Origin of the sequence: Streptomyces capillispiralis, assembly GCF_007829875.1 — a bacterium.
GTDB classification, from domain to species: domain Bacteria; phylum Actinomycetota; class Actinomycetes; order Streptomycetales; family Streptomycetaceae; genus Streptomyces; species Streptomyces capillispiralis.
In genome coordinates, this window is sequence record NZ_VIWV01000001.1 from 3,304,323 (window position 1) to 3,317,232 (window position 12,910).

Annotated in this window: 19 protein-coding genes; 1 reads left to right on the top strand and 18 read right to left on the bottom strand. The window is 67.9% G+C overall.

From position 1 onward, the window contains the following. Positions 1 to 22 precede the first annotated feature (22 nt). Positions 23 to 1,201 (bottom strand): CapA family protein, encoded by a 1,179-nt coding sequence (locus FHX78_RS13700; RefSeq protein ID WP_145867737.1) that lies wholly within the window; start codon positions 1,199 to 1,201, stop codon positions 23 to 25. A 107-nt stretch (positions 1,202 to 1,308) separates the two neighbouring features. Between FHX78_RS13700 and FHX78_RS13705 the strand changes: the two genes are divergently transcribed. After that, entirely contained in the window at positions 1,309 to 2,202 is an 894-nt protein-coding gene (locus FHX78_RS13705) for a hypothetical protein (protein WP_229923833.1), read from the top strand. 27 nt (positions 2,203 to 2,229) lie between these two features. On the opposite strand, the gene truA is transcribed toward FHX78_RS13705, so the two are convergent. From truA to FHX78_RS13795, 17 genes are all read right to left on the bottom strand, one after another. After that, on the bottom strand, positions 2,230 to 3,087 hold the full coding sequence (gene truA, locus FHX78_RS13710; protein ID WP_145867738.1) for a tRNA pseudouridine(38-40) synthase TruA: 858 nt from the start codon (positions 3,085 to 3,087) through the stop codon (positions 2,230 to 2,232). A gap of 140 nt (positions 3,088 to 3,227) precedes the next feature. Then, positions 3,228 to 3,728, bottom strand: a complete 501-nt coding sequence (gene rplQ, locus FHX78_RS13715; protein WP_145867739.1) for a 50S ribosomal protein L17 — start codon at positions 3,726 to 3,728, stop codon at positions 3,228 to 3,230. Positions 3,729 to 3,900: 172 nt separating this feature from the next. Then, positions 3,901 to 4,923, bottom strand: a complete 1,023-nt coding sequence (locus tag FHX78_RS13720; RefSeq protein WP_003966937.1) for a DNA-directed RNA polymerase subunit alpha — start codon at positions 4,921 to 4,923, stop codon at positions 3,901 to 3,903. 154 nt (positions 4,924 to 5,077) lie between these two features. After that, a complete protein-coding gene (gene rpsK / locus FHX78_RS13725; protein ID WP_003956432.1) occupies positions 5,078 to 5,482 on the bottom strand; it encodes a 30S ribosomal protein S11 in 405 nt (134 codons plus the stop codon). Between the two features lie 66 nt (positions 5,483 to 5,548). Continuing rightward, positions 5,549 to 5,929, bottom strand: coding sequence for a 30S ribosomal protein S13 (rpsM, locus tag FHX78_RS13730; RefSeq protein WP_004984507.1), 381 nt, complete (start codon positions 5,927 to 5,929; stop codon positions 5,549 to 5,551). A gap of 224 nt (positions 5,930 to 6,153) precedes the next feature. After that, entirely contained in the window at positions 6,154 to 6,267 is a 114-nt protein-coding gene (gene rpmJ, locus FHX78_RS13735) for a 50S ribosomal protein L36 (RefSeq protein ID WP_004984509.1), read from the bottom strand. A 60-nt stretch (positions 6,268 to 6,327) separates the two neighbouring features. Continuing rightward, complete coding sequence (gene infA / locus FHX78_RS13740; protein ID WP_003948620.1) at positions 6,328 to 6,549, bottom strand: translation initiation factor IF-1; 222 nt, start codon at positions 6,547 to 6,549, stop codon at positions 6,328 to 6,330. 151 nt (positions 6,550 to 6,700) lie between these two features. Then, positions 6,701 to 7,537 (bottom strand): type I methionyl aminopeptidase, encoded by an 837-nt coding sequence (gene map / locus FHX78_RS13745; RefSeq protein WP_145867740.1) that lies wholly within the window; start codon positions 7,535 to 7,537, stop codon positions 6,701 to 6,703. Positions 7,538 to 7,662: 125 nt separating this feature from the next. Continuing rightward, the gene (locus tag FHX78_RS13750) at positions 7,663 to 8,316 is read right to left on the bottom strand and encodes an adenylate kinase (protein ID WP_145867741.1); all 654 of its coding nucleotides are present in this window, start codon (positions 8,314 to 8,316) and stop codon (positions 7,663 to 7,665) included. Then, entirely contained in the window at positions 8,316 to 9,629 is a 1,314-nt protein-coding gene (gene secY / locus FHX78_RS13755; RefSeq protein WP_142193684.1) for a preprotein translocase subunit SecY, read from the bottom strand. Before secY ends, FHX78_RS13750 begins: the two co-directional genes overlap by 1 nt. A 244-nt stretch (positions 9,630 to 9,873) precedes the next feature. Beyond that, entirely contained in the window at positions 9,874 to 10,329 is a 456-nt protein-coding gene (gene rplO / locus FHX78_RS13760; protein ID WP_024883206.1) for a 50S ribosomal protein L15, read from the bottom strand. A 2-nt stretch (positions 10,330 to 10,331) separates the two neighbouring features. Then, on the bottom strand, positions 10,332 to 10,514 hold the full coding sequence (gene rpmD, locus FHX78_RS13765; protein ID WP_037929587.1) for a 50S ribosomal protein L30: 183 nt from the start codon (positions 10,512 to 10,514) through the stop codon (positions 10,332 to 10,334). 2 nt (positions 10,515 to 10,516) lie between these two features. Further along, on the bottom strand, positions 10,517 to 11,122 hold the full coding sequence (rpsE, locus tag FHX78_RS13770; RefSeq protein ID WP_003992370.1) for a 30S ribosomal protein S5: 606 nt from the start codon (positions 11,120 to 11,122) through the stop codon (positions 10,517 to 10,519). Positions 11,123 to 11,163: 41 nt separating this feature from the next. Next, positions 11,164 to 11,547, bottom strand: a complete 384-nt coding sequence (gene rplR, locus FHX78_RS13775; RefSeq protein WP_134040835.1) for a 50S ribosomal protein L18 — start codon at positions 11,545 to 11,547, stop codon at positions 11,164 to 11,166. A gap of 3 nt (positions 11,548 to 11,550) precedes the next feature. After that, entirely contained in the window at positions 11,551 to 12,090 is a 540-nt protein-coding gene (gene rplF, locus FHX78_RS13780; RefSeq protein ID WP_145867742.1) for a 50S ribosomal protein L6, read from the bottom strand. A gap of 24 nt (positions 12,091 to 12,114) precedes the next feature. Continuing rightward, positions 12,115 to 12,513, bottom strand: a complete 399-nt coding sequence (gene rpsH, locus FHX78_RS13785; RefSeq protein ID WP_007384075.1) for a 30S ribosomal protein S8 — start codon at positions 12,511 to 12,513, stop codon at positions 12,115 to 12,117. 210 nt (positions 12,514 to 12,723) lie between these two features. Further along, entirely contained in the window at positions 12,724 to 12,909 is a 186-nt protein-coding gene (locus tag FHX78_RS13795) for a type Z 30S ribosomal protein S14 (protein ID WP_003948630.1), read from the bottom strand. Position 12,910: the final 1 nt, after the last annotated feature.

Genomic DNA, 12,910 nt, shown 5'->3' on the forward strand with positions numbered 1-12,910 from the left:
GCTGAGCGTTCTGTGTTGCTCGTCACTTCTCCAGAGGCAGTGACGCGAGACCGTCGCCCCCAGGAGCGCCGCGGTTGTAAAGGAACCCGCTGGTGCGGTCTGCCGCGAGCCGGTATCGGGCGAGCCGCTCCTCGGAGAGATCGCCGGGCTCGCTCAGCACGCTCTGCACGTCACTCACCCGGTGGTCTTCGACCGCCCCGTCCGGCAGCTTCTCTCCCGGCTGGACCTCGGGCGGGATGTCCACCAGCGTGGTGCGGTAGCGGGCGCTGACGTCCCAGCCGTCCGCCGTCTCCCGGAACTCGAACCAGCCGATGGCCCCCTCCTCGGTGATCCCGCTCGGAGAGGAATGCCGGGCCACCTGGTTGCCGAGGCTGTAGGCGACCCAGGTCCCGTTCACCTTCTGGATCGGCTGAACGACGTGGGAGTGGTGACCGATCACGAGGTCGATCCCTGTCTCCTCGCTGATCCACTGCGCCAACTCCAGTTGCGACGTGCTCGGCTCGTTGTAGTACTCGGCGCCCCAGTGAACGGACAGGATGACGGCCTCGGCGCCCTTCTCCCGGGCGCGCTTCTCGGCCTGCCGGATGTCCGACGAGTCGGTCTGGTTGAGTACCCAGCGCTTCTCCTTGGGCGTGGGATGGACGAAGGACTCCCAGGAGTACGACAGATGCGCGACCTTGACGCCGTTGACGTCCAGGATGTTGATCTTCTTCGCTTCCTCGGGCGTCCGCGCCGAGCCGGTGTGTCCGAGGCCCACCTCGTCCATGACCTTCAGCGTGTTCCGCACGCCCTTCATGCCGTGGTCGTAAGTGTGGTTGGAGGCCGTGGAGCAGGTGTCGTACCCGACCTCCTTGACCGCCGTGAGAATCTGCGGGGGCACCAGGAACTCCGGGTACCCCTCGAAGGGCCCTTCGGGCTTGCCGACGGGGGTCTCCATGTGGCAGATCGCCAGGTCGGCCTTGCTGATGACGGGCTTCACGCCGGCCAGCAGCGGTCCGAAGTCCAGCCCCGCCTCGCCCTTGCCGGTCTTCTCGGCGTCCTTGGCCGCCTGCTCGACCAGCTCGGGGTGGATGAGGATGTCACCGGCGGCGGCCACGGTGAACGAGCGGCCGCCCGGCTTCGCCTGCGGCTCCGCGGCCTCCGAGCCGCACCCGGCGGCGAGGGACACGGACGCCGCCAGAATCGCCACGGTACGACCCATACGGAGAGACTTACGGAATGTCACCGAGTTATGTTCACACGCCCCACACGGGTAACTCCCGCATTACCATCACAAGACAGTCACGCTTTGCACGCTTTCTGGGTCTGATGGGTGTAATTCTCGCGCTGACGGGCTGTCAGTCGGTCTCCGAACCCACCGGGCAGGACACCGGGCCCACCGCCCGGGAACTGGTCGACCTGCGCGGCCGCGTCCTGTCGTACACGAAGGACCTGAGCCCCGACGGCCCCTACACACCCCCCGACGAGGACCAGCGCGCCCAGCTGGCCCGGGGCGTCGGACGGCTGCTGGAGGGCGACGCGCGCGAGGCCGAACGGCTGCTCGCCCCCATCGGCCTCGGCGTCACCCGGCTCACCGACACCGAGTCCGGCCGGCGCTACGACGAGGTCGCCGCGACCGGCTCGGGCGAGAGCGCGCGCTGGGGCCGGCTGTACGTCACCGCGGACTCCCGCCCCCGCTGGACCGTCCAGGTGCCGCACCCCGTGGCCGACCGGAGGACCGAGGCGCTCGGCGTGCGCCTGCTGGAGGACACCCCCGGCGGAGCCCTGGTCCTGGCCGGAGCGCACCGCCGGGCCGGACGCGGGGGCGCCGCCGATGTCGCCCACCGCGAGGACAGCGCCTTCCACACCGTCGTCACCACGCTGCAGGGGCGCGGCGTGCCCGGCATCCAGCTGCACGGCTTCGCCGAGTCCACCACGGACCGCTACGACGCCGTGCTGTCGACCGGCGCGGCGCAGAGCGCGCCCGGCGAGGTGTCCGCACTGGCCGACCGCATGGAGGCGGACGGGCTGCGGGTCTGCCGCGGCTGGTCGGCGCGCTGCCCGCTGGAGGGCACGACGAACGTCCAGGGCCGGGCGGCCCTGCGGCAGCACGCGACCTTCGTCCATCTGGAGCTCGCCCGCGACGCCCGGGGCGAGGGACGCGACGCCGACGAGGCCGCGGCCGCCGTGGCCGGCCTGCTCACCGACTGGTCGCGGGACTGAGCGGGCCCGCTTCGGGGCCCGTCCGGTTCAGCAGCAGCCGGACACCGGCAGGGACCGCTTGTTGCGGGCCTCCTTGCTGCGGGCCGCGAGCAGTTCGTCCGCGGGGTAGCCGACCTCCTCCAGCGTCAGCCCGTGCGGACGCACGACGTGCACCGCCGAGTCCCGCACGCCCGCCGCGAGGACCGTGCCGGGCCAGTCCGGCGGGCGGTGGCCGTCGCCGACGAACAGCAGCGCGCCGATCAGCGAGCGCACCATGTTGTGGCAGAAGGCGTCCGCCCGGACGGTCGCCGTGATGATCCCGTCCTCGCCCCGCACCAGGCTCAGCTCCTGCAGCGTGCGGATCGTCGTCGCGCCCTCCCGCCGCTTGCAGTACGCGGCGAAGTCGTGCTCGCCGAGCAGCCGCCGGGCCGCCTCGTTCATGGCGTCGACGTCCAGCGGCCAGTCGTGCCACAGCACGTGCCCGCGCAGCAGCGGGTCCACCCCGCCCGGGTTGTCGGTGACGCGGTAGGCGTACCGCCGCCAGATCGCGGAGAACCGGGCGTTGAAACCGGCGGGCGCCTCCCTGAGCGCCCACACCCGTACGTCCCTCGGCAGCCGTCCGGCGAGCCGCTTGAGCAGCTTGGTGTGGTGCTCGGCCCAGACCTCCCGCGGCAGATCGACGTGCGCGACCTGCCCCCGGGCGTGCACCCCGGCGTCGGTCCGCCCGGCCACGGTCAGCTCGTACGTCGTCGTCCCGGACCGCGTCACGGTCCGCAGCGCGTCCTCGATCTCCCCCTGCACGGTCCGCCGCCCGCCGGCCTGCTTGGCCCAGCCCGAGAAGGCGGTCCCGTCGTACGACAGATCCAGCCGCACCCGCACGAACCCGGGCTGCACTTCGTCACTCACGTACAGATCCTCTCAGCCACACGAAAGCGGGCCCGCTCCTCGAAAGGAACGGGCCCGCAACGCCCTACAGGGGCGCGGGGAACCGCGCGACCAGCCACGACGGCGACGCGGCCGCCCCCGCACAGCCCCCGGCGGAACGCTTACGCGTCCTTCGACTCCTCGGCCGGAGCCTCGACGGCCTCGTCGGACTTGGCCTCGACGGCCTCGTCCTTCTTGAGGGCGTCTTCCTTGACCGCACGCTTGGTGGCGGCCTCGGCCTCGCCGGTCGCCTCCTGCGCCACGGTCAGCGCCTCGACCAGCTCGATGACGGCCATGGGCGCGTTGTCGCCACGGCGGTTACCGATCTTGGTGATGCGGGTGTAGCCACCGGGACGGTTCTCGTACCGCGGGCCGATCTCGGTGAAGAGCGTGTGGACGATGCTCTTGTCCGTGATCACCTGGAGCACCTGACGGCGGTTGTGAAGGTCGCCCTTCTTCGCCTTGGTGACCAGACGCTCGGCGTACGGACGCAGCTTGCGCGCCTTCGCCTCGGTGGTGGTGATGCGGCCGTGCTCGAACAGCGACTTCGCGAGGTTCGCGAGAAGCAGCTTCTCGTGCGCGGCGCTGCCGCCCAGACGGGCACCCTTGGTGGGCCTCGGCATGATGTTTCTCCTAGGTGTCTGCCCCGGCCGTGTCAGGTACCGGGGTCAGTATCCGAGCAGGCGGCCGCCTGTCGGAGATCCAGGCCCCCGAAGGGGCCTGGAAGGGGCGCGGGGAACTGCGCGACCAGCCACGACCGGCCCGCAGACGCAGTACGGCCTCCCCGCGGAGCGCTCAGTACTGCTCGGTCTCCACGAAGCCCGCGTCCGCGTCGTCGTCCGCGCCGAACGCGTCCGCCGCGGCGGTCGGGTCGAACCCGGGAGGCGAGTCCTTCAGCGCGAGGCCCATGCCGGCCAGCTTGGCCTTGACCTCGTCGATGGACTTCGCACCGAAGTTGCGGATGTCCAGCAGGTCCGCCTCGGAGCGGGCGACGAGCTCACCCACCGAGTGGATGCCCTCACGCTTGAGGCAGTTGTACGACCGAACGGTGAGCTCCAGCTCCTCGATCGGCAGCGCCAGGTCGGCGGCGAGGGCGGCGTCCGTGGGGGACGGGCCCATGTCGATGCCCTCGGCGTCGATGTTCAGCTCGCGGGCGAGACCGAACAGCTCGACCAGGGTCTTGCCCGCGGAGGCCATGGCGTCACGCGGACGCATCGCCTGCTTGGTCTCGACGTCGACGATCAGCTTGTCGAAGTCGGTGCGCTGCTCGACACGGGTCGCCTCGACCTTGTAGGTGACCTTGAGAACCGGCGAGTAGATCGAGTCGACCGGGATACGGCCGATCTCCTGGCCCACCTGCTTGTTCTGCACGGCGGAGACGTAACCGCGGCCGCGCTCGACCGTCAGCTCCATCTCCAGCTTGCCCTTGCCGTTGAGCGTGGCGAGGACGAGGTCGGGGTTGTGCACCTCGACACCGGCCGGGGGCGCGATGTCGGCGGCGGTGACCAGACCCGGGCCCTGCTTGCGCAGGTACATCACGACCGGCTCGTCGTGCTCCGAGGAGACGACCAGCTGCTTGATGTTGAGGATCAGGTCGGTGACGTCCTCCTTGACGCCCGGCACGGTGGTGAACTCGTGCAGGACGCCGTCGATGCGGATGCTGGTGACAGCGGCACCGGGGATCGACGACAGGAGGGTGCGGCGGAGGGAGTTGCCGAGGGTGTAGCCGAAGCCCGGCTCCAGCGGCTCGATCACGAACCGGGAGCGGAATTCGTCGACGACCTCTTCGGTCAACGAGGGACGCTGAGCGATCAGCATGTGTGGATCAGATCCTTCTTTCGTGGACGCCCGCTATTTGACGCCCGACGGAAACCGCACCTGGTGAAAAGTGCGGGTACTGCAAGGGTACGGGCGGTACGGCCCTGACGAGCCGTACCGCCCGGAACCTCGCGCCGAACGAAGCGGCCGTGCGTCAGACGCGGCGGCGCTTCGGCGGACGGCAGCCGTTGTGCGGGGTCGGGGTGACGTCCTGGATGGAGCCGACCTCGAGGCCCGTGGCCTGCAGGGAGCGGATCGCGGTCTCACGACCGGAACCCGGGCCCTTCACGAACACGTCGACCTTGCGCATGCCGTGCTCCTGGGCGCGGCGGGCAGCCGACTCGGCGGCCATCTGCGCGGCGAACGGCGTGGACTTCCGGGAGCCCTTGAAGCCGACGTGGCCGGCGGAGGCCCAGGAGATCACGTTGCCGGACGGGTCCGTGATGGAGACGATCGTGTTGTTGAACGTGCTCTTGATGTGCGCGTGGCCGTGAGCGACGTTCTTCTTTTCCTTGCGGCGCACCTTCTTGGCAGCGCCCTGACGACCCTTGGGGGGCATCTATAACTCCTACGGGAGGTGGTCGGTCCTACAGCGAAGACCGCTGGACGGCGAGTCCGCTGCGGACTACTTCTTGCCCGGCTTCTTCTTGCCGGCGATGGCGCGACGCGGGCCCTTGCGGGTACGCGCGTTGGTGCTGGTGCGCTGACCGCGGACGGGCAGGCCGCGGCGGTGACGCAGACCCTGGTAGGTGCCGATCTCGACCTTGCGGCGGATGTCGGCCTGGATCTCGCGACGGAGGTCACCCTCGGTCTTGATGTTGTTGTCGACGTACTCGCGGATCGCGACGAGCTGCTCCTCGGAGAGGTCGCGGACGCGAGTGTTCGGGTCGACGCCGGTGGCGGCCAGCGTCTGCTGCGAAAGAGTCCGGCCGATACCGAACACGTAGGTGAGGGCGATCTCCACGCGCTTTTCGCGCGGGATGTCAACACCGGAAACGCGTGCCATTCAATGGCTCCAGTTTGATCTTCGGAGGTCTTCCACAGAACCGGATCCCAGCCGCCGGCCTCTTCCCGCTGTCACGAGGTGCAGCCGAAGATTTGGTACGACCTGGGTCCCCGGCCTCCGGACCGGGGGTGTCGAGCCGTGCGGCTCGGGTCCTGCGTATGAACGTGTGTTGCTCGCGTCGCGCGAAGTTCTGCGGAAGTCGCAGAGGGTCGATCGTGCTGCGGTCAGCCCTGGCGCTGCTTGTGGCGCGGGTTCTCGCAGATGATCATGACCCGGCCGTGACGGCGGATCACCCTGCACTTGTCGCAGATCTTCTTGACGCTCGGCTTGACCTTCATGGGATGTGAGGTTCTCCGGGTCAGTGCCATCACCCCGGCGGACCGGGGCGCGGGCAAGATCTACTTGTACCGGTAGACGATCCGGCCACGCGTCAGGTCGTACGGAGACAGCTCCACCACGACCCGGTCGTCAGGGAGGATGCGGATGTAGTGCATGCGCATCTTGCCGCTGATGTGTGCCAGAACCTGGTGGCCGTTCTGGAGCTCGACCTTGAACATGGCGTTCGGAAGAGACTCGACGACAGTGCCCTCGATCTCGATGGCACCTTGCTTCTTGGCCACGCTTCGCCCTTCGAATCGACTACCTTGATCGACTCCTGCGTGCACCGTGTGAGTACATGCAGACATGCGGGTGCACAAGAGCCGACGAGTCAGTCTACGTCAGCGCACCCGGAAAGACGAATCGGGGAAGTCTGCCCCGCGGGGCAGATCCCTAACCGAGCGGATCCGGCGCAGCCGTGATCCCCAGCTCCGCCAGCTTCGCCTTCCCGCCGTCGGGCGCCGTCAGGACCAGCGGACCCTGCTCGGTCAGGGCGACGGAGTGCTCCCAGTGGGAGGACCAGGTGCCGTCGGTGGTGATGACCGTCCAGTCGTCGGAGAGCACCTCGGTCCTCGGCGTGCCCAGGGAGACCATCGGCTCGATGGCCAGGCAGAAGCCCGGGACCAGCTTGGGGCCCTTGCCCCGACGGCGGTCGACGTAGTTCAGCAGGTGCGGGTCCATGTGCATCTCGCTGCCGATGCCGTGGCCGCCGTAGTCCTCGATGATCCCGTACTTGCCGCCGCCCGGCTTCGGCTGGCGGCGGATGTACGTCTCGATGGCGCGGGAGACGTCCACGAGCCGGTTGCCCTGCTTCATGGCCGCGATGCCGGCCCACATCGACTCCTCGGTCACCCGGGAGAGCTCGACCAGCTCCGGGGAGTGACCGGACCCCACGAACGCGGTGTAGGCGGCGTCGCCGTGCCAGCCGTCGATGATCGCGCCGCAGTCGATGGAGATGATGTCGCCGTCCTTCAGGACGACGTCGTCGGAGGGGATGCCGTGGACGACGACCTCGTTGACCGAGGTGCAGATCGTCGCGGGGAAACCGCCGTACCCAAGGAAGTTCGGCTTGGCGTTGTGCTCCGCGAGCACCTTGCGGGCGACCTGGTCCAGATCCTTCGTCGAGGCGCCGGGGACGGCGGCCTCACGGGTGGCCGCGTGAATGGCGGCGACGACCAGCCCCGCCTCACGCATCTTGGCGATCTGCTCGGGGCTCTTGATCTGCACCATGGGGACGACGGCCTTCCTGGACCAGAGGGGGTACGAACTCTTCCAACGATACGGGGCAGCGCACCCCGCCCACGCCGCAGCCGCGGCCCCTGGCAGGGAACCGCGGCTGCTACCGGCGTACGGAACTACTGACCGCTCTTCAGCGCCTCCAGCGCGCGACCGGTGACCTCGTCGACCGCTCCCATCGCGGAGATGGTCACGACCAGCCCCTGCGCCCGGTAGTAGCCGATGATCGGCTCGGTCTGCGTGTGGTAGACCTCCAGCCGGGTGCGCACGGTCTCCTCGGAGTCGTCGTCGCGCTGGTACAGCTCGCCACCGCAGACGTCGCAGACGCCGTCCTGCTTCGGCGGGCTGTACGTGGCGTGGAAGACGTGCGCGGAGTCCTTGCGGCAGATGCGCCGGCCGGCGATCCGCTTGACCACCTCGTCCTCGGGGGCCTCCAGGTCGAGGACCGCGTCCAGCTTGATGCCCTCGGTCGTCAGCAGCTCGTCCAGCGCCTCGGCCTGCGACACGTTGCGCGGGAAACCGTCGAGCAGGAAGCCGCCCTCGGCGTCGGGCTGCTCCATGCGGTCCTTGGCCATGGCGATGGTGACCTCGTCCGGTACGAGGTTGCCCGCGTCCATGTAGGACTTGGCGAGCTTCCCGAGCTCGGTCTGCCGGCTGATGTTGGCGCGGAACAGGTCGCCCGTGGAGATGTGCGGGATGCGCAGCTTCTCGGCAAGGCGGGTGGCCTGCGTGCCCTTCCCAGCACCCGGCGGCCCGACGAGGACGATTCGCATCAGCGGAGGAACCCTTCGTAATTGCGCTGCTGGAGCTGGCTCTCGATCTGCTTCACCGTCTCAAGGCCCACACCCACGATGATCAGGATGCTGGTGCCGCCGAAGGGGAAGTTCTGGTTTGCCCCGAAACCAACCAACGCCATCGTCGGCACGAGAGCGATCAGACCCAAGTACAGCGAACCCGGCCAGGTGATCCGGTTGAGCACGTAGCTCAGGTACTCAGCGGTCGGTCGGCCAGCCCGGATGCCCGGGATGAAGCCACCATACTTCTTCATGTTGTCGGCGACTTCCTCGGGGTTGAAGGAGATCGCCACGTAGAAGAACGCGAAGAAAACGATGAGCAAGAAGTACAGGCTGACGTAAATCGGGTGGTCGCCCTTGACCAGGTGCGCCTCGATCCAGGTCTTCCAGCCCGAGGTGCCGCTGGAGAACTGCGCGATCAGGGCCGGGATGTAGAGCAGCGACGAGGCGAAGATGACGGGGATCACACCCGCCTGGTTCACCTTGAGCGGGATGTACGTGGACGTACCGCCGTAGGACCGGCGGCCGATCATGCGCTTCGCGTACTGGACGGGGATCCGGCGCTGGGCCTGCTCGACGAAGACGACGAGGCCGACCATGACCAGACCCACGGCGATGACGGTGCCGAACTCGATCCAGCCGTCCGCGAGGCTGCCCTGCTCCTTGATGGCCCACAGGGCGGAGGGGAAGGTCGCGGCGATCGAGATGAACATCAGGATGGACATGCCGTTGCCGATGCCGCGGTCGGTGATGAGCTCACCGAGCCACATGACGACGGCCGTACCGGCGGTCATGGTGATGACCATGGTGATGGTCACGAAGATCGACTGGTCCGGAACGATCTGGCTGGCGACCGGGCAGCCCTGGAACAGGGCGCCACTGCGGGCGGTGGCCACCAGGCCGGTGCCCTGAAGGATGGCCAGCGCGACCGTCAGGTAACGGGTGTACTGCGTGATCTTCGCCGTACCGGCCTGGCCCTCCTTCTTCAGGGCTTCCAGGCGCGGGATCACCACGGTCAGCAGCTGCAGAATGATGCTCGCCGTGATGTACGGCATGATGCCCAGCGCGAAGACCGTGATCTGGAGCAGCGCGCCGCCACTGAACATGTTCACCAGGCCGAACAGGCCCTGGTTCGCCTGGGCGGCGTCGATACAGGTCTGGACGTTCCGGTAGTCGACACCAGGAATCGGGATGTGCGTACCGACCCGGTACACCACGATGATGCCGAGCGTGAAGAGCAGCTTCTTGCGCAGGTCGGGCGTCTTGAACGCCCGGGCGAACGCGGTGAGCACGGTGCCTCCTGCGACCCCCCGCGCAACTGCGTCAAGGGTGACGGTCTTGAGATTCCGACTAAGGACGATTACGTAACGGTCAACTGCCGCCCTGAGTGCCCCGTATGAGGCGCCCGAGGTCAATGGGCAGCGCAGGCCACCTTACCGGCGACCATGCCGCCCTAGGAACGACCAACCGGGGATACCCCAAATGTGGAGTATCCCCGGTCGGGATCGTTCTACGTCATTGAGACACCTGACGGGGTCAGACGAGCTCGGTGACGGTACCGCCGGCGGCGGTGATCTTCTCCTTGGCGGAGCCGGAGACGGCGTCGACCGTCACCTGCAGCGCCACGGAGATCTCGCCCTGGCCCAGGACCTTGACGAGGCTGTTCTTGCGCACGGCACCCTTGGCGACCAGGTCCTCGACCGTGACCTCTCCACCCTCGGGGTAGAGGGAGGCGAGCTTGTCCAGGTTGACGACCTGGAACTCGGTCTTGAACGGGTTCTTGAAGCCCTTCAGCTTCGGGAGGCGCATGTGGAGCGGCATCTGGCCACCCTCGAAGCGCTCCGGAACCTGGTAACGGGCCTTGGTGCCCTTCGTACCACGACCGGCCGTCTTACCCTTCGACGCCTCACCACGACCGACACGGGTCTTGGCGGTCTTGGCGCCGGGGGCGGGACGGAGGTTGTGGATCTTGAGCGGGTTGTTCTCCGCCATGATCAGTCGACCTCCTCGACCGTCACGAGGTGGCGGACGGTGTGCACCATGCCGCGGAACTCGGGACGATCCTCCTTGACGACCACGTCGTTGACCCTCTTCAGGCCAAGCGAACGCAGGGTGTCGCGGTGGTTCTGCTTGCTGCCGATGTAGGACTTGACCTGCGTAATCTTGAGCTGCGCCATGATTACGCACCCGCCCCGGCACGTGCACGGAGCAGAGCCGCGGGGGCGACGTCCTCGAGCGGCAGACCACGGCGGGCCGCGATCTCCTCGGGACGCTGCAGGCCCTTCAGGGCCGCCACGGTCGCGTGCACGATGTTGATGGCGTTGTCGGAGCCGAGCGACTTCGACAGCACGTCGTGGATACCGGCGCACTCGAGCACGGCGCGCACCGGACCACCGGCGATCACACCGGTACCGGGCGACGCGGGCTTGAGCAGCACGACGCCGGCAGCCTTCTCACCCTGGATGGGGTGCGGGATGGTGCCCTGGATGCGGGGGACCTTGAAGAAGTGCTTCTTGGCCTCCTCAACACCCTTGGCGATGGCGGCCGGCACCTCCTTGGCCTTGCCGTATCCGACACCCACGGTGCCGTCACCGTCGCCCACCACGACCAGCGCGGTGAAGCTGAAGCGACGACCACCCTTCACAACCTTGGCGACGCGGTTGATCGCGACGACGCGCTCAACGTACGCGGTCTTCTCGGCGGCAGCTGCGCCGCCGTCACGGCCCTTCCGGTCCCGCCGCTCGCCGCCACCGGCACCGCCACCGCGGCGCTGGGGTCCAGCCATTGGAATTACCTCTCTCTGTTTCCGCTAGCTACGGAACCGGCTCAGAACTTCAGTCCGGCTTCGCGGGCGGCGTCCGCCAGAGCGGCGATGCGCCCGGCGTACTGGTTGCCACCACGGTCGAACACGACGGCCTCGACACCAGCGGCCTTGGCACGCTCGGCGACCAGGGCGCCGACCTGCTTGGCCTGTGCCGACTTGTCGCCCTCGCCACCGCGGACCGACGCGTCCAGGGTGGACGCAGACGCCAGGGTGTGGCCCTTCAGGTCGTCGATCACCTGCGCCACGATGTGGCGGTTGGAGCGGGTCACGACCAGACGGGGACGCTCCGCCGTACCGTTGATCCGCTTGCGGATCCGGATGTGACGGCGCTTGATCGCGGCGCGCTTGTAGGCGTCGCCCTTGAGGATCTTCTGCCCGTATGCCATGGCTTACTTACCCGCCTTTCCGACCTTGCGGCGGATGACTTCGCCCTCGTACTTGACGCCCTTGGCCTTGTACGGGTCGGGCTTGCGCAGCTTGCGGATGTTGGCCGCAACCTCGCCGACCTTCTGCTTGTCGATGCCCTCGACCGAGAAGCGGGTGGGGGCCTCGACCTTGAAGGTGATGCCCTCGGGCGCCTCGACCAGGATCGGGTGGCTGTAACCGAGGGAGAACTCCAGGTTCGAACCCTTGGCGACAACGCGGTAACCGACACCGCTGATCTCGAGCTTCTTCACGTAACCCTGGGTCACGCCGGTGATCATGTTCGCCACCAGCGTGCGGGACAGGCCGTGCAGGGCCTTGTTCTGACGCTCGTCGTTGGGGCGGGTGACGTTCAGCACGCCGTCCTCACCCTTGGCGATCTCGATCGGCGCCACGACGGTGTGGGTCAGCGTGCCCTTGGGGCCCTTGACCGAAACCGTACGGCCGTCGATGGTGACGTCCACGCCGGCGGGAACCGCGATGGGGAGCTTGCCGATGCGCGACATAGCTGTTTCCTCCGTTCCCTTCCGCTACCAGACGTAGGCGAGGACTTCCCCACCCACGCCCTTCTTGCCGGCCTGCTTGTCGGTGAGGAGCCCGTGCGACGTGGAGATGATCGCCACGCCCAGGCCGCCGAGCACCTTCGGCAGGTTGGTGGACTTCGCGTAAACCCGGAGACCGGGCTTGGAGATCCGCTTGATGCCCGCGATGGAGCGCTCACGGTTGGGGCCGAACTTCAGCTCCAGGACGAGGTTCTTGCCGACCTCGGCGTCCTCGACCTTCCAGCCCGTGATGAAGCCCTCCTGCTGGAGGATCTCCGCGATGTGAGACTTGATCTTGGACGCCGGCATCGTCACGGAGTCGTGGTACGCCGAGTTCGCGTTCCGCAGACGCGTAAGCATGTCTGCGATCGGATCAGTCATGGTCATGAATTGGCCTTCGGCCTCTCTCGCCGGGGTTTCCTGGTGCGCCATCCCTCTCCCCGATCCGAGACGGGACGGGTGCGGCGCGGTGGACCTACGGCGTAGTAAGTCGTACGGGCGGCAGACGCCCAACCCCGCAAGCCTACGGCATGCGGAGGTGGGCCCCTGCCGGACCCAGATGCTTACCGAGAGCCTGGTTGAACCGGAATTACCGGATTACCAGGAGCTCTTGGTCACGCCCGGCAGCTCGCCACGGTGAGCCATCTCACGAAGGCACACGCGGCACAGGCCGAACTTGCGGTACACGGAGTGCGGGCGGCCGCAGCGCTGGCAGCGGGTGTAGCCACGCACACCGAACTTGGGCTTGCGAGCAGCCTTCGCGATGAGAGCCTTCTTCGCCATC